The organism is Actinacidiphila polyblastidii, assembly GCF_036353415.1.
Classification (GTDB): domain Bacteria; phylum Actinomycetota; class Actinomycetes; order Streptomycetales; family Streptomycetaceae; genus Actinacidiphila; species Actinacidiphila polyblastidii.
The window spans coordinates 51,050-70,997 of record NZ_JAZEWV010000035.1 but is presented as its reverse complement, the minus strand read 5'-3'; the positions used below and the strand labels follow the sequence as shown (position 1 = coordinate 70,997).

The following is a 19,948-nucleotide window of genomic DNA, read 5'->3' as shown; positions in this document are numbered from 1 at the left end:
GGGGAGCAGGCGATGTGGGGACGTGGCGAGGTCAGGTGCCGCACGCGGTGGCGAGCGCCCTGCGGATCCGGACGGGTTCGTAGGTGGGCGACGCGATGGACAGGACGACGAGAGCGGTACGGCCGAGGTGCGCCGCCAGTGCGCGGGCCGCGGCGTCCGCGTCGCGCGACTTCGCCGCCTCGGCGATGGTGCGGTGCTGTTCGCTGGTGCCCGCCTGCCACTCGAGCGGGTTCCACGACACGAAGGCCAGGCGGTACCGCGTGGCGTGGTCCGACAGCAGGGCCAGTTCGCGTTCCAGGCGCGGGCCGGCCAGGCGGACCAGGGCGCGGTGGAACTGCTCGTGCGGGCGCTCCCACAGCTCGACGTCCCCGGTGCGTGCCGTCTCGTCCATCTCCTGGAGCAGCTGGTCGAGCCGGCTCAGGTCCTCGTCGGTCATACGCGGCACGGCGATCCCGATCGCGAGCGCTTCGAGGCTGATCCGCATGGCGTACAGCTCGTCCAGGTCCTCGTCGCTGAAGGCCGTGACCCGCGCGCGGTGCTGGGACTCCTGCTGGACGAAGCCCTCGCGCTGGAGAATCCTCAGCGCTTCTCGCAACGGGCCGCGGCTCACGCCGAGTCGGCGGGCGAGTTCCACCTGCGACAGCGGGTCGCCGGCGGACAGCTCGCCGCGCATGATCGCGCGCCGCAGCTCGTGATGGGCTCTGCTCACCTCGTCGGGGTGGGCGAGCTTCTCCGGCACCTCGACTGACCGTGCTGTCATCGCCTGTCGGCCTTTCGCGGGTTCCCTGCGGCGTCTTCCCTGCGGCGCCCGGTGGGCGCTCCCTGGGAACGCCCGGACGGACTGCCAGTATCACGGTAGCCGACTCCTCTCGCGAATCTGTCGACACTTTGAGGCGTTCGAATGCGGCCGACCCTTGCCCGTGCGCACGAATTCGCATGCTACGTGGGCATGTCGATGCGCAGCACGGTTCCCCATCCTCAAAAGTGTTGACATTTTTCATCCGGCTCCTACAGTGATGTCTCAAGACGACCGCCCCTTCCGCCGCTGGGCGCGACGGGGCCGGACAGGACGGACGCCGGGGTCGACAGACGGCAGCGCCGTCACCCCCGACCGGGCGACCGGCGCCGAACCCCGGTCGGCAGCCGCCCCCGTGCCGCGTCGCCGACCTCCACCACCCACCCGTCCGACCCGCCGCCCCGCCAGAACGGATTGCCACGACCATGCCGATAGACATCGCCCGGCTCGACCAGGCCACCCGCTTCCGACCCGTCGGCCACCACGACGTCGGCCCCGTCCAGCTGTTCGGCGGCGAGCAGTACGACGGCGCCGTGACGGTCGTCCTGTCGCACTACCTGCCGGGCGGCCACGCCGACATGTCGCCCGTCCCGGCGGAGACGGTCTACCTCGTGCTGACCGGCACCCTCACCCTCACCGACGCCGACGGCGGCACCGAGGAGCTGCACCCGCTCGACGGGGCGCGGATCACCTCGGGAACGTCCCGCACCGTGGAGAACCGCACGAACCTGCCCGCGAGCATGCTGGTGATCCGGCCCAACCCGGCCGCCGCGCAGTCCGCCGACGCAGCGGGCGGCCGACCGTGACCGGGCCGCTCGCGGGGCTGCTCGTCATCGATCTCAGCCGCGCGCTCGCCGGGCCGCAGGCCGCGATGATGCTCGGCGACCTCGGCGCCCGGGTGATCAAGGTCGAGAGCCCCGCAGGGGACGACACCCGGTCCTGGGGGCCGCCGTTCGTCCGCGCCGACGACGGCACGGTGGAGTCGACGTACTTCCTGTCCTGCAACCGCAACAAGGAGTCGATCACCCTCGACCTGAAGCGGGACGAGGACGCGGCCGTGCTCGCCCGGCTGGTGGAGCGAGCGGACGTGCTGCTGGAGAACTACCGGCCGGGCACGCTGCGGCGGCTCGGCTTCGGCAGCGACCGGCTGATGCGGCTCAACCCGCGCCTGGTGGTGCTGTCGATCAGCGGCTTCGGGCACGACGGGCCGGAGGCCGACCGTGCCGGGTACGACCAGATCGCGCAGGGCGAGGCCGGGCTGATGTCCCTGACCGGAGCCGACCCGGACCACCCGCAGCGGGTCGGCGTGCCGATCGGCGACCTGCTCGCCGGCATGAACGGCGCGTTCGGCGTGCTGGCGGCGCTGCGGGAGCGCGACCGCACCGGCCGCGGGCAGGTCGTCCGCACCTCGCTGCTCGCCTCGGTCGTCGCGGCCCACGCCTTTCAGGGCACCCGCTGGACGGTGGCAGGCGAGGTCGGCCGCGCCCAGGGCAACCACCACCCCTCCATCGCGCCCTACGGGCTCTTCCGCTGCGCCGGCGGACGGGTGCAGATCGCCTGCGGAAACGACGCCATGTGGGGCCGGCTGCGCGCCGCGTTCAGCATCGAGGCCGACGACGCGCCCTTCGCGACGAACTCCGACCGGGTGGCGAACCGGGACAGCCTCACCGACCTGCTGGAGATCGTGTTCGCCCAGTACGAGACGTCCGACCTGCTGGAGCGGCTGGCCGAAGCGGGCATCCCGGCCGGCCGGGTGCGCGGCCTCGACGAGGTCTACGACTGGGAGCAGACCCGCTCGCAGAAGCTGCTCCTCGACGTCGAGCACCGGAGCCTGGGGAAGATCACCCTGCCCGGATCGGCGCTGCGGACCTTCTCGGTCGACGCCGCGGGGGCCGAGACCGAGACGACCCGGGTCGACGCCGATCCGCCGCCCGTGCTCGACGCCGACGGCGACGCCGTCCGCGCCTGGCTGGCGGAGCCGCTGCCCGGCGGCGGGAGGGCGTGGTGAGCAGGGAGGCCGCGGTGGGAGCCGTCGGACCCGAGGGACCCGCACATCGACGACGTAGGACAGGTGGGATTTCCGTGCACAGCGCCAACGCGGCAGAACCGGGGGCCGAGGTCCTCACCGGTGTCTTCGCCGGCCCGGTCTGCGGGCTCAGGTACCAGACGCCGACCACGACCGGCTTCACCGACGAGCGCGGCGGGTTCCGGTACCGGCCGGGCGAGGCCGTGACCTTCCTGGTCGGCGGGCTCGTGCTCGGCACCGTCGAGGGCGCGCCGCGGGTGAACCTGGCGCAGCTGGTGAACCGCGTCGCCGGGCGGATCGACCGGCTGCACGACCCGATCGTGACCAACCTGGCCCGGCTGGTGCAGACGCTGGACCACGAGGGCGACGTCGAGACCGGCGTCACCCTCGCGCCGGAGGTGCACGAGCTGGTCGAACCGATGGTGCTGAACCTCGACCAGCCCGACATCGCCGACGATCCCGCGGTCGCCGGCCTGCTCAAGAAGCTCAACGCGGTGCCGTCCGTCTTCACCTCGCAGGAGCCGCGCGGCCTGCGCCAGGCCGCCGCCGCCCGCAACGCGCTGCGCCGCGAGATCCGCGGCATCGTCAAGATGACGGACGTCCGGATTCCGCTGCGGGACGGCTCGTTCCTCTACGCCGACGTCTTCCGCCCGGCCGACGACGAGCCGCATCCGGTGGTGATGAGCCTGAGCTTCTACGGCAAGGCGTTCCACCACGAGTGCATCCGCACCGAGGAGGACGCCCTGGAGCGGGAGGAGTTGGAGGACGACTTCTTCTCCGGCAACCCGAACGGCCAGCAGTACGAGAACCACGAGGCCGTCGACTCGTCGACGTGGGTCCCCGAGGGCTACGTGTGCATCAGGGTCGACGCGCGCGGTGTGGGACGCAGCCCCGGTCTGCAGACGCCGCTGAGCGTGCAGGAGGCCGAGGACTACTACGACGCGATCGAGTGGGCCGCGGAGCAGCCCTGGGCGAACGGCAGCGTCGGCCTGTGGGGGATGTCGTACCTGGCGATGACGCAGCACAACGTCGCCAGCCTGCGGCCGCCGCACCTGAAGGCGATGATCGCGCTGGGCACCGACGCCGACCTGTACAACGAGTCCCTCTACAACGGCGGCATCTTCGGCGAGGGCTTCTGGAACTGGTGGTGGAAGGTCTGGTCGGGGAAGAACTTCTGCGGCGAGGAGCGGCCGCAGACCGACTGGATGGCCCGGGCGCTCGCCACCCCGTTCAACGACCCCGCCGCGTACGGCCCCGAGGGCTCGCTCTTCATGCGCCCCGAGATCGAGAAGGCCACGGCCGCGGTGTGGATCGTCGGCCCGCAGACCGGCGCGGTGATCCACCAGCTCGGCAGCAGCGAGACCTTCCTGCGGTCCACCGGCGCGGCGGCCCGGAAGTTCGACTTCGTCGACGCCTGGTTCCCGCACAGCTACAAGGGCTCGACGGTGGCCGAGCACATGCGCTTCTTCGACCACTGGCTCAAGGGCGAGGACAACGGCGTGATGGACGGCGCCCCGGTCCGGGTGCAGGTCAGGACGGGCAACGCCTCGTACTACACGCTGGAGGAGGACGAGTGGCCGGTCGCGCGGACCGAGTACCGCCGCTGGTACCTCGACGCCGCGCCGTCGGACTGGCAGGGCGACAGCCGGCGCGACGACCTGCTGCGCATCACTGCGAGCGTGCCGGCGGCCGGGAACAGCGCGAGCTACGACGCGCATCTGGAGCTGGGGCGGCCCACCTTGGCGCCGACCGGCGCGGTCGGCGGCACCCCGCGCTGGTCGACCGGCGTCTCGTTCGTCAGCGATCCGCTCACTGAGGACCTGGTGCTCGCCGGCTACATGAAGGTCGGCCTGTGGGTGGCGTCGAGCAGCAGCGACATGGACGTCTACGTGTCGCTGCGGGTGATCGACGAGCAGGACCGCGAGGTCCGCTACGAGGCACTGGTCCTCCCGATCGACCCGATGCACCCCCACCCGGTGGGCTTCGGCCAGCTCAAGGTCTCGCGGCGCAGGCTCGACGAGGCGAGGTCGACCGACTACTGGCCGGTCCACACGCACCTGGAAGCGGACGAGCAGCTGCTGGCGGACGGCGAGGTCGTGCCGGTCGAGTTCGGGCTCAACCCGAGCAGCGCGCTGATCCGTGAGGGCTGCCGGCTGCGGATCGACGTCCAGCCGTACACGCCCGCGGGCGTGCCCGTCCGCGCCTACGACGCGAGTTACCACACCGGTGCGACGAACACCGTCTTCACCGGGCCCGACCACCCCAGCTACGTGCAGTTGCCCATCCTGCCGCCGCGGTGACCGCCGCGACGTCCCGGCCCGGCCCACGCACTCGAACCGCATGAACCACACAGGAGGCACCCACGATGACCGCGACTGACGAGAGGCCGAAAGAGCTGACGGCGGTCCTCGACCGGGTCAGGGCGCTCGGGCCCGCGTTGCGGGAGCGTGCGCCGGAGGCGGAGCGGGCCGGCCGCCACTCCGACCGGACCATCGCCGACCTCGACGCCACCGGCGCCTTCGCCATCGGCAGCCCCCTGGAGTTCGGCGGCTACGAGTTCTCCGTCCGGCAGCAGCTGGACGTGGTCACCGAGGTCGCCCGGTGGGACGGCTCGGCCGGGTGGACGGTGTGGGTGGGGGCCTCGACGAACTGGATTCCGGCCGGCTCCGGCGCCCGCGTCGTCGAGGAGGTCTACGGTCCCCGGTGGGTGGGGCCGCGGGTCGCCGGGTCGAGCCACTTCCCGGCGTCCCGGGGGCGGGCGAAGCGTGTCGAGGGCGGCTGGCTGCTGTCCGGCGGTCCGTGGACCTTCGGCAGCGACGCGCTGTGGGCGCCGTACACCAACCTCGGCTGCATCGCCGACGACGGCGAGGGTCCGTACCTGGTGGGCGCGCAGGTGCCGCGCGAGGAGCTGCGGTTCCTCGACGACTGGAAGGTCGCCGGCATGCGCGCCACCGGCAGCGTGTCGTCCGAGCTCACCGGCGACGAGCTGTTCGTCCCGGAGCACCGGTGTGTGGACTTCCGCGACATCACCGGCGGCAGGCTCGACAGCGGCCTCAAGGGGTCGTTGTGGAAGGCGCCCTCGCTCGGCTGGGCGTTCAGCCTGATGGCCGGGATGTCGATCGGCATCGCCGAGGGCGCCCTGGCGCGCTTCCTCGAACGCTCCGCCGGCCGCCCGGTCCGCGGCACCACGTACAAGAACCAGCTGGAAGCGCCGCTGACCCACCTGATGCTGTCCGAGGTCCACTCCAAGATCCGGTCCGCGACGCTGATGGCCCGTGCCAACGCCGAGGAGACCGACCGGCTCGGCCTGCTCGCCGCCGAAGGGACGCCGGCCGAGCCGGAGTACATGCAGGACTTCAGCGCCCGGGTCCTGGTGGAGACCGCCTACGCGGCCAAGTGGTGCGCGGAGGCGATCGAGCTGCTCCAGCGCAACTCCGGCTCGACCGCGATCATGGACTTCGAGCCGATCCAGCGCGCCTGGCGCGACGCCCGGGTGATCACCCTGCACGGCGCCCTCAACCTGGAGGCGCTGTCGGAGAACTACGGGCGGCTGATGGCCGGAATGCCGCCGCACAACTTCGCGGGCATCACCACCCTGGACCGCTTCGCGCCGAGCGTGCAGAAGAAGGCCGAGTAGGTGGCGGGCATGCGGACACGAAGCGAGACCCCGGAGCTCCCCGACCGCGGCGCGCCCGAGGGCGGCGTCCGGGCGGCGATCGTCGACTCCCCCGGCGCCGAGCCGCGGCTCGGCTCGGTGGTGCTGCCGGCCAGGCCGGCCGGCAGCACGCTGCTGGCCGTGCTCGCGGCGCCGCTGAACCCGCTGGACCTGGCCATCGCGTCGGGGACGTTCCACTCGGCCCGCCACGAGAGCCCGTACGTCCCGGGCAGCGAGTGCGTGGGGGTCGTGCTCGACTCCGACCGCCACGCGCCCGGCGACCTGGTCTACGCCGAGTGCCACGCCTCCCCGGCCACGCCGGGCGCCTTCGCCGCGCGGCTGCTCGTCGCCGACGAGGACGTGCTGCCGCTGCCCGACGGCCTCGACCCGGTGAAGGCCGCGGCCGTCGGCAACTCCGGCACGGCGGCGTATCTGCCGCTGGTCGAGCACGCCGGGCTGCGCCCCGGGGAGACCGTGCTGGTGCTGGGCGCCACCGGCGCGGTCGGGCAGCTCGCCGTCCAGGTGGCGCACCGCGCCGGCGCCGGCCGGGTGGTCGGCGTCGCCCGCGACCACGCCGCGCTGGAGCGGCTGCTCGCCCTCGGCGCGGACGCCGTCGTCGCGGTGCGCGCCGAGGAGGGGGCCGACGAGCTGGCCGCGCGGCTGCTGACCGCCGCCGGGCCGGTGGACGTCGTCCTCGACGGGCTGTACGGGGCGCCGCTGGAGGCGGCGCTGCGGGTGTGCGCGCCGCAGGCCCGGGTGGTCAACATCGGCAACCCGGCAGGCGCGACCGCGCGGATACCGGCCGGGCTGCTGCGCGGCAAGCGGCTGACCCTGTCCGGCTTCGCCGGCCTGCACACCCCGCTGCGGGACAAGCAGGCGGCGCTGACCTGGCTGTGGACCGCCCTCGCCGACGGCCTGCACGTCGCGGTCCGCACCTTCCCGCTGGACGGACTGCCTGCGGCATGGCGCGCGCAGGCGGCCTCGCCGCACGCCAAGTACGTCCTGCTGCCGGACGACGCCTCCTTCACCCGACCGACTCGACACGACCGGAGCACCCGACCGTGACCCACCCTCCCGAAGCGTCCGCCCCGCGGCCCGCGGTCGACTGCGTCGTCGTCGGCGGCGGACCCGTCGGCCTGCTGACCGCGGTGTTCCTCGGCCGGGCCGGCCTGCGGGTGACCGTCGTGGAGCGCTGGCCGCAGCGGTACCCCTCGCCGCGGGCGTGCACGATCGACCACGAGGCGCTGCGCGTCCTGCAGGCCGCGGGCGTCATGGCCGACCACGCGGACCTGTTCGAACCGTCCCAGGGCGACCGGGGCGGTTACGAGTTCCGCAACGGCGAGGGCGAGCTGCTGCAGGCCATCGACTGGAACAGGACCGCGGAATCCGGGTGGGCCAACACCAACGGCTTCTACCAGCCCGACCTCGAAGCGGTCCTGGAGGACCTGGCCGTCGCGACGCCGGGCGTGCGCGTCCACCGCGACTGGACCTTCCAGGCGCTGGCCCAGGACGGGGCGGGAGTGTCCGTGCGGCTGGCCCCCACCGGACGGCCCGAGGAGAGCGTGCGGGTCCGGTCGCGGTGGCTCGTCGGCGCCGACGGGGCCAACAGCGCGGTGCGCTCCCAGCTCGGCGTCGAGGTCGGTGACTCCGGGTTCGAGGCCGACTGGCTGGTGGTGGACTACCAGCCGCTGGTCGAGGAGGAGTGGAGCGCCTTCGTCACCCAGTTCTGCGACCCGGCGCAGCCGGCCACCGCGGTCAACAGCGGCCCGGGGCGGCGGCGGTTCGAGTTCATGCGCCGCGCCGACACCACCGTCGAGGAGCTGGGCCGGGACAGCACCGCCTGGCGGCTGATGGCGCCGTGGGGCGTGACTCCGCAGACCGCCCGGCTGGAACGGCACGCGGTCTACACCTTCCGGGGGCGCTGGGCGCGCACCTGGCGGCAGGGCGACGTCTTCCTCGCGGGCGACGCGGCCCACCTCATGCCGCCCTTCCTCGGGCAGGGGCTCTGCTCCGGCCTGCGGGACGCCCGCGCGCTCGCCTGGCGGCTGGGCATGGTGCACCGCGGCCTGGCGGCTCCCGCCGTCCTCGACTCGTACGGGCCGGAACGCACCGGGCACGTCCGGGAGATCATCGACGAGGCGGTGGCGGCGGGCCGGGTCATCTGCGAGCTCGACGCCGACCGCGCGGCGGTCCGGGACGCCGAGATGAGGAGGCGGTCACTCGATCCGGCCGCCGCCACCCGGGAGCCGCCGCATCCCCGGCTGGGCGAGCCGTCGCTGACGCTGCCCGGCGGGGAGGCCGGCGGGCGGCTGGCGCCGCAGGGGCGGGTCTCGGTCGGCGACCGGGAGGGCCTGTTCGACGACCTGGTGGGGGGCGACTGGCAGCTGGTCAGCCGCGCCGGGGACCCGGCGGAGCTGCTGGACGAGGCGGACGCGGCCTGGTTCCGGCGGATCGGCGGCGTGTTCGCCGACGTGTCGGGGGCGGGTCCGGTCCACGATCGGGACGGCGCCTACGCGCGCTGGTTTGCCGGGCGCGGCTGCGAGGCGTTCCTCGCCCGGCCGGACTTCTACGTGTTCGCCGCCGGACGGCACGCCGACATCCCGCAGTTCGTCTCGCGCCTGCGCGGCGCGCTCCAGCCGGCCTCCGCGGAAGGAACGTCATGACCGCACCACAGCACCCCCGGCCCGACGGCGGGCTGCCCGAGGCGCACCGGCCGCGGCCGGGCGGCTCCTTCGACGCCACCGCCGTCACCTTCGCCGCGATGGGGCTGTTCGACGCCCTGACCGGCGACCAGCGGGCCCGGCTGCTGCTGCCGCACGCGGACCGCGGCCGGACGCACTGGAACTTCCTGCCCGAGTCGGGGCGGCACGGACTCGCGCTGGGAGAGCTGGACCGCCGCCAGGAGGGACTGGCGCACCGCCTCGTCGCTGAGTCGATGTCGATCCCGGCCTACGCCCGCGTCGTGCAGGTGATGGCCAACGAGCACCTGCTGCGCGAGCTGAACCTGCCGCTGTTCGGCCACATCGCGCCCGCCTTCCGCGACGCGCGCGGCTACTTCCTGACCTTCTTCGGCCAGCCGCAGCCGGACACCACCTGGGGCTGGCGGCTGGTCGGCCACCACCTGTCGCTCAACGTCACCGTCGTCGACGGCGACCTGGTCAGCGCCACCCCGTTCCTGCTCGGCGCCGAACCCGCCCGCTTCGGGCCCTTCCGGATCCTCGGCGAGGAGGAGGACGCCGCCTTCGTCCTGCTGGACAGCCTCACCGGCGCCCAGCAGCGCCAGGCGGTCATCCACTCCCGGCCGCCGGCCGACTTCGTCACCCGTACGGTCGCGACGGTCGGCGAGGTCGAGTATCCCGCCTACCACGGCGTGGGCCGCCGGGACGCGATGATCACGGACGAGGACCGCGAGGCGCTGGCGTACTTCCGCGACCATCCCCGCGGCATCCGCGCCGACGACCTCTCCCCCGGCCAGCGCGGGCACTTCGACGACCTGCTGGCCCGGTTCGTGGAGCGCGCCCGCCCGGGGCTGGTCGGCTTCGAGATGGACCGCATCGCGGCCGCCGGCGGCGTCGGGGAGCTGCACTTCGCCTGGGCCGGCGGCACCTCCGTCGACCGGCCGCACTACTTCCGCATCCAGGGACCGGCCACCCTCATCGAGTTCGACAACGCCGAGGACGACGCCAACCACGTGCACAGCGTCTGGCGCGACCCCTCCAACGACTTCGGCGCGGACCTGCTGATCCAGCACCACCTTGACCACGACCACACCGGTTCGCGCCCGGAGGACGCCGGCTGAGCGGCACAGACCGCTCGGCCCGCTGCGCGCAGACTCCGGAGACCAGGAAGGACACACATGAGAATCGTGGGCGTCAGGCGGCCGCGTGCCCACTCGGGCGTGGAGGTCGCCACCCTGGGCGACCAGGGCGGTGAAGTCACCGTCATCAGCTCGCTCGAGGACTTCTGGGCGGACCCGGCGGTGCATCTGTCCCGGCCGCCCGCCGGCGCGACCTACCCGGTCGCGTCGGTCGAACTGGTCCCGCCGGTGCTGCCGGACGCGCGCGTCATCTGCATCGGGCTCAACTACCTGGAGCACGCGGCGGAGGGCAGCTTCCGCGACCAGGAACTGCCGCCGTACCCGAGCTTGTTCGCCCGCTGGACGCAGTCCCTGACGGTGGACGGCGCGGAGGTGCCGGTGCCCTCCAACGAGGAGGGCCTGGACTGGGAGGGCGAGGTGGTCGCCTGGGTCGGCGCGCCGCTGATCGACGCCTCCCCCGACGAGGCGCTGGCCTCGGTCATCGGCTACTCGACGTTCAACGACCTGACCGCCCGCAGGGCGCAGAAGCTGACCTCGCAGTGGATCCTCGGCAAGAACGGCGACCGGTCGGGACCGATAGGGCCGATGGTCCCGGCAGCGGAGGTCGGCGACCTGAAGCAGGGCCTGCGGCTGCGGACCCGCGTGAACGGCGAGACCGTGCAGGACGGCTGCACCGACCAGATGATCTACACGGTCGGCGAGACCCTGTCCCTGGTCTCGCACACCCTGTCCCTGCGCCCCGGCGACCTCCTCGCGACCGGCACGCCGGCGGGCGTCGGCTACGGCCGCAAGCCGCCGCGGCTGCTCCAGCCGGGAGACACCGTCGAGGTCGAGGTGGAGCGGCTGGGGACGCTCCGCAACGCCGTGGTGGGCAACGAGCGCCGCTCGGAAGCCGCCTTCCGCGGCCACCGCTGAGCGCGCCCGCGAGCACGCCGGCCCACCGCCGCGATCGCCCCACATGCCCGACCTGCCTGTATCTCCGACCCGCACGACCAGCCGGCACGATCACCCGACCCGATCGGCCGCTATGACCTCAAGGACGAGGAGCACGTCATGACCGAGCACGACAAGGCGCAGATCATCGAGATCATGAACCTCTACGCGCTGGCGCTGGACGCCCATCAGTGGGACCTGTTCGACCGCGTCTTCGCGGAGGACGTGGTGGCGGAGTTCGGGCCGGCCGGCGCCGCCTGGAAGGGCCTCGCGGAGTTCAAGCGCTCCTTCGCCGAGTTCCACGAGACGCTGGACGGCCACCAGCACACGATGATGGGCCACCTGGTGCACGTCGACGGCGACAGGGCGCACGCCTTCAGCTACGGCAACTGGCTGCTGATCCGCGAGGCGGCCGAGGGCGGCCCGACCTGGGAGGGGACCGGCTGGTACGACGACGTGCTGGTCCGCGGCGAGCAGGGCTGGCGCATCCAGCACCGCGTCTGCCGGCTGATGTCCTGGAAGGGCAACCCCTCGGTCCCCGAGCCGAACCGGGAGCACAACCCGGACATGCAGCTGAACGTGCTGCGCCGGCACAGCGAGGACGGCAGGATCGAGTTCCTCAAGGCGATCGGCGCGCGGTAGCGCACAGCACCGAGGGGCGGCCCCGCCGGGGGCCGCCCCTCAGTCGTGCGCAGGGTCAGCGGTAGGCCCTGGACCACTTCTGGTTGGACGCGCCGTTGCACGTCCACAGCTGCAGCCCCGTGCCGTTGGCGGTCTTCGCGCCGACCACGTCCAGGCACAGGCCGGACTTCTGCGCGACGATGGTGCCGTCGCTGTTCAGCGTCCACGTCTGGGCCGAACTGCCGTCGCAGTTCCACAGTTCGACCTTGGCGCCGGGGCTGGTCGAGCCCTGGTACACGTCGAGGCACTCGGTGGCGCCCATGGTGCGCAGCTCACCCGCGGAGGTCAGCGAGAACTCCTGGTTGATGCCGCCGTTGCAGTCCCAGATCTGCTCCTTGGTGCCCAGGAAGTAGACGTTGCCGCCGTCGGTGTCGACGCACCTGCCGGACGCGGCGCTCACCAGCTCGCCGGTGCCGCCGGTGCCGGACGTGGGAACCGCGGAGATGAGGGCGACGCCGCCCGCGGCCACGCTCGTGGTGTACGTGCTGACGGTGCCGAGCGGCTTGTCGTCGTTGATCATGTCGGTGATCTTCGCCGAGCCGGTGAGGCCGAGCTGCGCCAGCGGGAGGCTGAAGGTGTGGCTGGCCGAGGTGTCGGTGTTGAACACGCCGACGTACCAGGTGCCGTTCTTCTCGCGCTTGGCGAAGACCTGCTCGTTGCCGCTCTTGACGACCCGGGCGGCGGGGATGCCGTCCTGGTCGATCGCGATGAGCCGCTTGTTGGTCAGCAGCGCCTTGTCACCGGCGTCGAGGTGGGTGAGGTCGGCGCCCAGCATGTACTGGGAACTGGCCAGCGCCCACAGCGCCATGTTCGTCTGGCGCTCGGGCCCGGTGATGCCGTCGTCGTCGCCGTTGCCGACGCCGAAGGAGTCCAGGTCGTTCCAGCCGCCCTCACCGCCGTTGGGCTGCGCGACGGCCGCGTCGTCGAACCGCCTGGAGACGTTGGTCCAGCTGGTGAGCGGGAAGCTGTAGCCCTTGGGGCTCGCGCCGATGTCGCCGTCGATGCGCCAGGAGTTGGCCAGCGACGACCAGGTGGGGCCGCTGGAGGCGGACAGGCTCGCCGACAGGTTCAGCGCGATCGGCCGGCCGCTCTGCGCGAGCGCCTTCGACCAGGCGCTGATGTCGGAGGTCTTGCCCGGACCGACACCGTCCAGCTTCAGGTAGTCCACGCCCCAGCCGGCGAACTCGTCGGCCCAGGAGTCGATGAAGTCCTGCGCGCCGGCCTTGCTGTAGTCGATGGTGCGCATGCCCTTGCAGTTGAAGTTGCTCGCGCTGTTCGATGTGGCGATCTGGTCGGCGGTGTACGAGGTGCCCTTGATCTGCGTCTTCTTCGACACCGCCTGCGCGGAGATGCCCGGCGTCACGTACAGGCCGAACTTCAGCCCCTTGCTGTGCACGTAGTCGGCGAGGACCTGCATGCCGTCGGTGGAGCCGCTGTTCGGGAAGAGCGAGGTGTCGGTCACCCAGCGGCCGTACGCGTCCACGTCGGGGCCCTGGCTGCCGGGGCACTTGTACCAGAAGTCGTCCATGTTGGCGTAGACGTAGCCGAGTCCGCTCAGGCCGCTCGACACGAGCGCGTCGACCTGCGCCTTGAACTTGGCCGCCGAGGGGTCACGCTGCAGGAAACCCCAGCCGCTCCAGCCCATCAGCGGGGCGTTGACGGCGATGCCGTTGTCCGACGCCTGGGCCTTCGGCGCCAGCGCCTGCGGCGCCGCCAGTCCGAGGCTGACGGCGGCCGCCGCGGCCAGCACCATCCATCGCGATCTCATCTGTCCTCCAGTCGTGCGCACGCGCTCGTTCTCGTCGTGGGGGTCGGGGTCGGGGTCACTTGAGGGTCCACTGCTGGTTCTGGCCGCCGTTGCAGGTCCACAGCTCCAGGCCGGACCCGTTGGGGTTGGTGGTGCCGGTGACGTCGAGGCACAGGCCCGACTGGACGCCGGTGATCGTGCCGTCGCTGTTCTTGTTCCACTTCTGGTTGTCGCCGCCGTTGCAGTCGTAGATCTCCACGTGCGTGCCGGCGGTGGTCTGGTTGTCGTGGGCGTCGAAGCACTTGCCTTCGAGGCTCAGCGTCTTGGCGGAGGCGCTGTACGCGACGTTCTGGTTGGGGGCGCCGTTGCAGCCCCAGACCTGCAGCTGGACGGCGTTGTACGTGGTGGCCTGCGGCGAGTCGGCGCAGCGGCCGGACAGCTTGCTGACCAACGGCGTCCCGATCGTGCCGTGTCCGGCGGCCGGGGTGACGCGCAGCAGCCGCGAGCCGTGGGTGGAGAGCGAGGCGGTGAAGGCGCCGCTGGAGGTGCCGAGGTCGGTGTGGCTCCACACGTCGCGGACGGTGGCGCTGCCGGTGAAGCCGAGGTCGGACCAGTTCGCGGTGACGTTCGCGGTGGAGCCGGCGAGGTTGAACAGGGCGACGTTGTAGGAGCCGTCGCTGTTGTTGTACGACCACCAGGTCTGCTGCTGCGCGCCCTGCTTCACCGGGTGCGCGGGGTGTCCGCTGCGGTCGACGGCGAGCACCTCGTCGTTGGTGAGCAGCGCCAGATCGCCGGAGTCCATGTGCGTCATGTCGCTGCCCAGCACGAGCGGCGCCGATGCGATGGACCACAGTGTCATCTCGGTGCGGCGCTCGTCGACGGTCAGGCCGTTGGTGGCGCCGTTGCCGATGTCCACGGAGTCGGGGTCGCCCCAGCCGCCGGAGGCGTCGTACTGGACCCAGCCCGGCAGGTCGTTGAAGCGCTTGGAGACGTTGTTCCAGTTGGTCAGCGTGCTGCAGTAGCACTCCACGTCGCCGTCGATGCGCCAGCCGTTGGCGTACTGCTTCCAGAACGCGCCCTGGTTGATGTCGAGGGAGTTCGAGAGCTGGAAGTGGATCGTGCGGCCGGACTGGTTGAGCGCCTGCGACCAGTGCTGGACGTCGGCCTTGTCCGAGGTGCCGACACCGTCCATCTTCAGGTAGTCGGCGCCGTAGGAGGCCAGCAGGTCCGCCCAGGAGTTGACGAACGCCTGCGCCGCGGCCGGGTTCTTGTTCCAGTCGATGAAGTACATCGCCCCGTTGGCGAAGTTGTAGTTCTTCTCGTAGTGCGTGGTGTCCGAGACGATGTCACGGGCGTGGTACGACGTCCCCTCGATCGGCGTGTTCTTGTCGTACGCGCCCACCGGGATGCCCGGCGTGAGGTACATGCCGAACTTCTCGCCCTTGCCGTGGATGTAGTCGCCGACGGCCTTCATGCCGTGCGGGAACTTCGCCGTGTCGATCACCCAACGCCCGTACGTGTCCACGTTCGAGTGCGGGCTCAGATAGTAGAAGTCGTCGATGTTGACGTAGCTGAACCCGTGCTTGACCAGCCCGGTGGAGGCCATCGCGTCGGCCTGCGCCTCGATGTTCGCCTCCGTCGGGTTCTTGCGCACGAAGCTCCAACTGCTCCACCCGGACTGCGGTGTGACGGCTACTCCGTTGGACTCGGCGTGGGCGGCCGGAGCGGCGGAGAACGCGGTCCCGTACAGGACCGAGGCCACCAGTGCGGCCACGGCCGGCAGGGCCCACCAGCCGCGGCGCCGGGGGCTGTGGAGGGGGCGCGGCGGGTGCGGTGTCGATGACGTCATGGACGTTCCTTCACTTCTCCGGGATGCGGGGGGTTGGTTGGTGTCGCGGCCGGCGACACCGGCGCCACCGACGTGCCCCCACCACCGGGACCACTGGGCGCCGAACACGCCGACAACGACGGCGCCGCGACCCCGGCCACGGCAAGCGTCGACAACACCCGACGACGCGAAGGAACAGGAATGCTCGATCTGGTTCCGGGAGAAACGGGCATGACGCGTCGTGTCCTTCGGTGGGTGAGGGTGTTCCGTCGGAGCGGATGGGCCGAGAGGAGCGACGCGCCGCGGTTCGTGGGCCGCGGCACGGGCGCCGTCGCCGCCAGGGTCCTGGCGGTGCTGGTTCGTTGCGGGGAGGTGTCTTCGCCCAGCGAGGGGATGGCGCACAGTGTGCTGTCATGTTTCTTCTTGGGTCAAGACTCAAGACAAAGAAACATTTCTCAACACAGTGGGCGCGAAGAGAAGGTGCAGGCCGGAGCGCCGGACGCCGTCGAACGAAAAAGGTCCGCTCGCATCCGTTCGCGTACATGAACGCCTGTGGCTTCACATCGTCCGTTCGCAGACAACGACGGCCCCGTGCAGAAGGGTTGACCCTTGAGGTCAGCCCGACCTAGCCTCGCCTCTAACCAGGGTTCATATTGCAGATCACTGTTCATACATGTAAACCGCAGCGGCTTCCCCACGGCGCGCAGCCACCGTGCCGTCCGGGGCCGCATCCCTCCCCCGCACGGGAAGGCACCCCCCATGAACGAACTCCCCAGCCGTCGCCTGCTTCTCGGCGCCATGGCCGGTGGCGCCCTCGCCACCTTCGCCGCAGGCGGCGCGGCAGCCGCCGCCGCACCGAACGCCGCCGGCGCCGCGCAGACGTACGCGCCGCCCGCACTGCGCACCTGGCTCAGCCTCAACTCCGGTTGGCGTTTCCACAAGGGCGACGTCTCCGGCGCGCAGGCGCCCGGCTTCGACGACGGGGGGTGGACCTCCCTCAGCGTGCCGCACACCTGGAACGCCCAGGACGGAGCGGACGGCGGCAACAACTACTACCGGGGCATCGGGTGGTACCGCAGGCGGATCACCGTCCCGGCGGAGTTGGCCGGGAAGATGTTCTTCCTGCAGTTCGCCGGCGCCAACCAGGTCGCCGACGTCTGGATCGACGGCGCGCACCTCGGCCAGCACCAGGGCGGCTACTCCCGCTTCCGGTTCGGCGCCACCGCCAACCTCACGCCTGGCAGGGAGAGCGTGCTCGCGGTCAAGGTGACCAACGCGAACAACTCCGACATCGCACCGCTGAGCGCCGACTACACCTTCCAGGGCGGCATCTACCGCAACGTCAGCCTGTACGCCGTCGACAAGCTCGCCGTGCGGATGCTCGACTACGCGGGGCCCGGCGTCTACCTGCGCCAGCGCAGCGTCACCGCCACCTCCGCCACCGTCGACGTGCGGGCGACGGTCTTCAACAACAACACGGCCAGCCGCTCCCTGGTGGTGCGCGCCGTCGTCACCGACGCCGGCGGGACGATCGTCGCCGACAGGAGCAGCGCCGCGCAGACCATCGGCGCGAACTCCGGGCTGGACGTCGTCCAGACGGTCACCATCGCCAACCCGCGCCGGTGGAACGGCCTGGCCGACCCGTACCAGTACAGCGCCACCGTCGAGATCCGGGACGCGGCCGCCGGGACGGTCACGGACGTCGTCACCGAGCCGCTCGGGCTGCGCAGCTTCAGCCTCGACCCCGCCACCGGGTTCTCCCTCAACGGCAGGTCGCTCGGCCTGCACGGGGTCAACCTGCACCAGGACCGCGCGGGCGTCGGCTGGGCCGAGAGCGACGCCGACCACACGCAGGACTTCTCGCTCATCCAGGAGATCGGCGCCACCGCGGTGCGGATGGCGCACTACCAGCACGACCAGAAGGACTACAACCTCGCGGACGCCACCGGCGTGGTGGTGTGGGCGGAGGTCCCGCTGGTGAACGGCACCACGAACTCGGCCGCCTTCCGCGCGAGCACGCAGAACCAGCTGCGCGAGCTGATCCGGCAGAACTACAACCACCCCTCGATCGCCTTCTGGAGCATCGGCAACGAGCAGCGCTCCGACGACACCGCCACCAACGACCTGCTGGCGAGCCTGGCCGCGCTGGTGAGGAGCGAGGACCCGGACCGGATCAGCACCTACGCCAACAACCTCGGCAACGACGCCCAGGTGGCGAGTCACGCGGACACCACCGCGTACAACAAGTACTACGGCTGGTACGGCGGTTCGTACAACGACCTGGGCGGCTGGGCGGACGGCCTGCACAAGGCCGAGCCGAACCGCACCTTCGCGCTGTCCGAGTACGGCGCCGGCGCGAACACCGCCCAGCACGCCCTCAACCCCTCGGGTTACAGCAGCGGTTTCCACCCGGAGGAGTACCAGTCGCTGCTGCACGAGGCGTCCTGGAAGCAGCTCGCCGCCCGGCCCTTCGTCTGGGGCACCTTCGTCTGGAACATGTTCGACTTCGCCTCCGACGGGCGCGACGAGGGCGGCCAGCCCGGCCTCAACGACAAGGGCCTGGTCACCCGCGACCGGGCGACCCGCAAGGACGCCTTCTACTGGTACAAGGCCAACTGGTCGCCCGTGCCCACCCTTTACCTCACCAGCCGCCGCTGGACGCAGCGCACCGACGCCGCAACCGAGGTAAAGGTCTACTCCAACGCCGCGACCGTCACCGCGTCCCTGAACGGCGCCTCGCTGGGCAGCCGGAGCAGCTCCGACCACATCTTCACCTGGACCGGCGTGACTCTTCGCCAGGGGACCAACACCCTCACCGTCACGGCCTCCATCGCCGGCGCCACCCACACCGACACCGTCACCTGGAACCTCGCCGCGTCCTGACGCGGCGCTTCGGCTCCGCACCCCCCACGACATGTTGAGGAAGCCCATGAGGCATCACACGACGAAACGAAGGCGCATCGCGAAGATCATCGGTGCGGCCGTGACGGGCGCCGCCCTCGGCGTGTCGGCGCTGGTCGCCCTGCCCGCCACCTCGTCCGCGGCCTCACCGGTCGCCACCGGCGCCGCGGCGCTGATGAAGTCCTACGATTCCGGCACCGGCCAGATCGGGACCGGCTGGTGGAACTCCGCGGTGGCCCTGAGCACGATCGAGACCTACCAGCAGACCACCGGCGACTCCCAGTACGCGTACGCGGTGTCCGGGGCCTTCGACAAGCACAAGGCGTCGAACTTCGAGAACGACTACATGGACGACACCGGCTGGTGGGGCCTGGCCTGGGTCCAGGCGTACGACATCACCGGGAACCCCGCCTATCTGCAGATGGCCCGCACCGACGCGAACTACGTGCACGGCTACTGGGACGACACCTGCGGCGGCGGCGTCTGGTGGAGCAAGGCCAAGGGGTACAAGAACGCCATCCCCAACGAGCTGTTCCTCCAGCTGACGGCCGCCCTGCACAACCGCGTCGCGGGTGACACCACCTACCTGAACTGGGCCCGGCAGGAGTGGAGCTGGTTCAAGGGCAGCGGGATGATCAACAGCTCACACCTGGTCAACGACGGCCTCACCAGCTCCTGCAAGAACAACGGGCAGCAGACCTGGTCGTACAACCAGGGCGTGGTGCTCGCCGGGCTGTCGGAGCTGTCCCAGGCCACCGGGGACACCGGGCTGATCACCACCGCCCGGCAGATCGCCGACGCGGCGACCTCCAAGCTGTCCAGGAACGGCGTCCTCACCGAGTCGTGCGAGTCCTCCGGGTGCGGCGCGGACGCGGCGTCGTTCAAGGGCATATTCGTCCGCGGCCTGCGGCAGCTGGCCACCGCGGCCAGGACCACCGCCTACGACACGTGGCTCAACGCCCAGGCGGCGTCGGTCACCGCCCACGACACCAACAGCGGCGGCTTCGGCGTGTCCTGGGCCGGACCGATGAGGGAGGAGTCGTCCAGCAGCACGGCGAGCGCCGAGGACGCGCTCGTCGCGGCCGTCCGGGGATCGGCCACCCCGCCCGGCTCCACCGGCGCGGTGGCGTCAGGGATCTCCGGCAAGTGCCTCGACGACTACAAGGCGTCGTCCACGCCGGGAGCCAAGGCCCAGATCTGGGACTGCAACGGCGGCCCGTCCCAGCAGTGGACGGCCGACGGGCAGACGCTGCGGGCGAACGGCCTCTGCCTCGACGTCACCGGCGCCGGCACCGCCAACGGCACCCTGGTGGAGCTGTGGACCTGCAACGGCGGCGCCAACCAGCAGTGGAGGGCCGCCGGCGGCGCGCTGACCAACCCCGCGTCCGGCAGGTGCCTGGACGATCCGCACTCGGGCACGACGAACGGCACCCAGCTCCAGATCTGGGACTGCAACGGCGGCGCCAACCAGAAGTGGACGGTACCCGGCTCATGACTCCGAGCGCGCGCGGCATGCTCCGGCGGACCGTGGCAGGGCTGCCGTTCCCGGCCGCGGCCGTCCTGG

At 71.6% G+C, this 19,948-nt stretch carries 14 protein-coding genes; 11 read left to right on the top strand and 3 right to left on the bottom strand.

The annotated features are described in order from the left end of the window. Positions 1–31: 31 nt before the first annotated feature. Positions 32–760, bottom strand: a complete 729-nt coding sequence (locus tag V2S66_RS28415) for a GntR family transcriptional regulator (protein ID WP_330799584.1) — start codon at positions 758–760, stop codon at positions 32–34. 461 nt (positions 761–1,221) lie between these two features. Between V2S66_RS28415 and V2S66_RS28410 the strand changes: the two genes are divergently transcribed. From V2S66_RS28410 to V2S66_RS28370, 9 genes are all read left to right on the top strand, one after another. Next, a complete protein-coding gene (locus V2S66_RS28410; protein ID WP_330799583.1) occupies positions 1,222–1,602 on the top strand; it encodes a cupin domain-containing protein in 381 nt (126 codons plus the stop codon). After that, on the top strand, positions 1,599–2,804 hold the full coding sequence (locus tag V2S66_RS28405; RefSeq protein WP_330799582.1) for a CaiB/BaiF CoA transferase family protein: 1,206 nt from the start codon (positions 1,599–1,601) through the stop codon (positions 2,802–2,804). The genes V2S66_RS28410 and V2S66_RS28405 overlap by 4 nt, the downstream gene beginning before the upstream one ends. Before the next feature lie 74 nt (positions 2,805–2,878). Continuing rightward, positions 2,879–5,122, top strand: a complete 2,244-nt coding sequence (locus tag V2S66_RS28400) for a CocE/NonD family hydrolase (RefSeq protein ID WP_330799581.1) — start codon at positions 2,879–2,881, stop codon at positions 5,120–5,122. Positions 5,123–5,187: 65 nt separating this feature from the next. Continuing rightward, on the top strand, positions 5,188–6,459 hold the full coding sequence (locus V2S66_RS28395; protein ID WP_330799580.1) for an acyl-CoA dehydrogenase family protein: 1,272 nt from the start codon (positions 5,188–5,190) through the stop codon (positions 6,457–6,459). Positions 6,460–6,468: 9 nt separating this feature from the next. Further along, a complete protein-coding gene (locus V2S66_RS28390; protein WP_330799579.1) occupies positions 6,469–7,542 on the top strand; it encodes a quinone oxidoreductase family protein in 1,074 nt (357 codons plus the stop codon). Continuing rightward, positions 7,539–9,140: a bifunctional 3-(3-hydroxy-phenyl)propionate/3-hydroxycinnamic acid hydroxylase MhpA gene (mhpA, locus tag V2S66_RS28385; protein WP_330799578.1), complete on the top strand. Its 1,602-nt coding sequence runs from the start codon at positions 7,539–7,541 to the stop codon at positions 9,138–9,140. The genes V2S66_RS28390 and mhpA overlap by 4 nt, the downstream gene beginning before the upstream one ends. Next, positions 9,137–10,276 carry a DUF3500 domain-containing protein gene (locus V2S66_RS28380; protein WP_330799577.1) on the top strand — a complete coding sequence of 380 codons (1,140 nt, stop codon included), beginning with the start codon at positions 9,137–9,139 and terminating at the stop codon, positions 10,274–10,276. Before mhpA ends, V2S66_RS28380 begins: the two co-directional genes overlap by 4 nt. A 57-nt stretch (positions 10,277–10,333) precedes the next feature. Beyond that, positions 10,334–11,209, top strand: coding sequence for a fumarylacetoacetate hydrolase family protein (locus V2S66_RS28375; protein ID WP_330799576.1), 876 nt, complete (start codon positions 10,334–10,336; stop codon positions 11,207–11,209). Positions 11,210–11,347: 138 nt separating this feature from the next. After that, entirely contained in the window at positions 11,348–11,869 is a 522-nt protein-coding gene (locus V2S66_RS28370) for a nuclear transport factor 2 family protein (protein ID WP_330799575.1), read from the top strand. 55 nt (positions 11,870–11,924) lie between these two features. Here the strand turns inward: V2S66_RS28370 and V2S66_RS28365 are convergent, their stop codons facing one another. Further along, the gene (locus V2S66_RS28365; RefSeq protein ID WP_330799574.1) at positions 11,925–13,676 is read right to left on the bottom strand and encodes a glycoside hydrolase family 27 protein; all 1,752 of its coding nucleotides are present in this window, start codon (positions 13,674–13,676) and stop codon (positions 11,925–11,927) included. Between the two features lie 55 nt (positions 13,677–13,731). Beyond that, entirely contained in the window at positions 13,732–15,504 is a 1,773-nt protein-coding gene (locus V2S66_RS28360; RefSeq protein ID WP_330799573.1) for a glycoside hydrolase family 27 protein, read from the bottom strand. Positions 15,505–16,242: 738 nt separating this feature from the next. Between V2S66_RS28360 and V2S66_RS28355 the strand changes: the two genes are divergently transcribed. Both V2S66_RS28355 and V2S66_RS28350 read left to right on the top strand, forming a co-directional pair. Continuing rightward, positions 16,243–18,366 (top strand): glycoside hydrolase family 2 protein, encoded by a 2,124-nt coding sequence (locus V2S66_RS28355; protein ID WP_330799572.1) that lies wholly within the window; start codon positions 16,243–16,245, stop codon positions 18,364–18,366. Positions 18,367–18,412: 46 nt separating this feature from the next. After that, on the top strand, positions 18,413–19,879 hold the full coding sequence (locus tag V2S66_RS28350) for a glycoside hydrolase family 76 protein (protein WP_330799571.1): 1,467 nt from the start codon (positions 18,413–18,415) through the stop codon (positions 19,877–19,879). The last annotated feature ends 69 nt before the right edge of the window (positions 19,880–19,948 follow it).

Coding starts and splice junctions, on each gene's coding strand:
- V2S66_RS28415 (WP_330799584.1), bottom strand. CDS start 760: ATGACAGCACGGTCAGTCGAGGTGCCGGAGAAGCTCGCCCACCCCGAC.
- V2S66_RS28410 (WP_330799583.1), top strand. CDS start 1,222: ATGCCGATAGACATCGCCCGGCTCGACCAGGCCACCCGCTTCCGACCC.
- V2S66_RS28395 (WP_330799580.1), top strand. CDS start 5,188: ATGACCGCGACTGACGAGAGGCCGAAAGAGCTGACGGCGGTCCTCGAC.
- V2S66_RS28390 (WP_330799579.1), top strand. CDS start 6,469: ATGCGGACACGAAGCGAGACCCCGGAGCTCCCCGACCGCGGCGCGCCC.
- V2S66_RS28380 (WP_330799577.1), top strand. CDS start 9,137: ATGACCGCACCACAGCACCCCCGGCCCGACGGCGGGCTGCCCGAGGCG.
- V2S66_RS28375 (WP_330799576.1), top strand. CDS start 10,334: ATGAGAATCGTGGGCGTCAGGCGGCCGCGTGCCCACTCGGGCGTGGAG.
- V2S66_RS28370 (WP_330799575.1), top strand. CDS start 11,348: ATGACCGAGCACGACAAGGCGCAGATCATCGAGATCATGAACCTCTAC.
- V2S66_RS28365 (WP_330799574.1), bottom strand. CDS start 13,676: ATGAGATCGCGATGGATGGTGCTGGCCGCGGCGGCCGCCGTCAGCCTC.
- V2S66_RS28360 (WP_330799573.1), bottom strand. CDS start 15,504: ATGACGTCATCGACACCGCACCCGCCGCGCCCCCTCCACAGCCCCCGG.
- V2S66_RS28355 (WP_330799572.1), top strand. CDS start 16,243: ATGAACGAACTCCCCAGCCGTCGCCTGCTTCTCGGCGCCATGGCCGGT.
- V2S66_RS28350 (WP_330799571.1), top strand. CDS start 18,413: ATGAGGCATCACACGACGAAACGAAGGCGCATCGCGAAGATCATCGGT.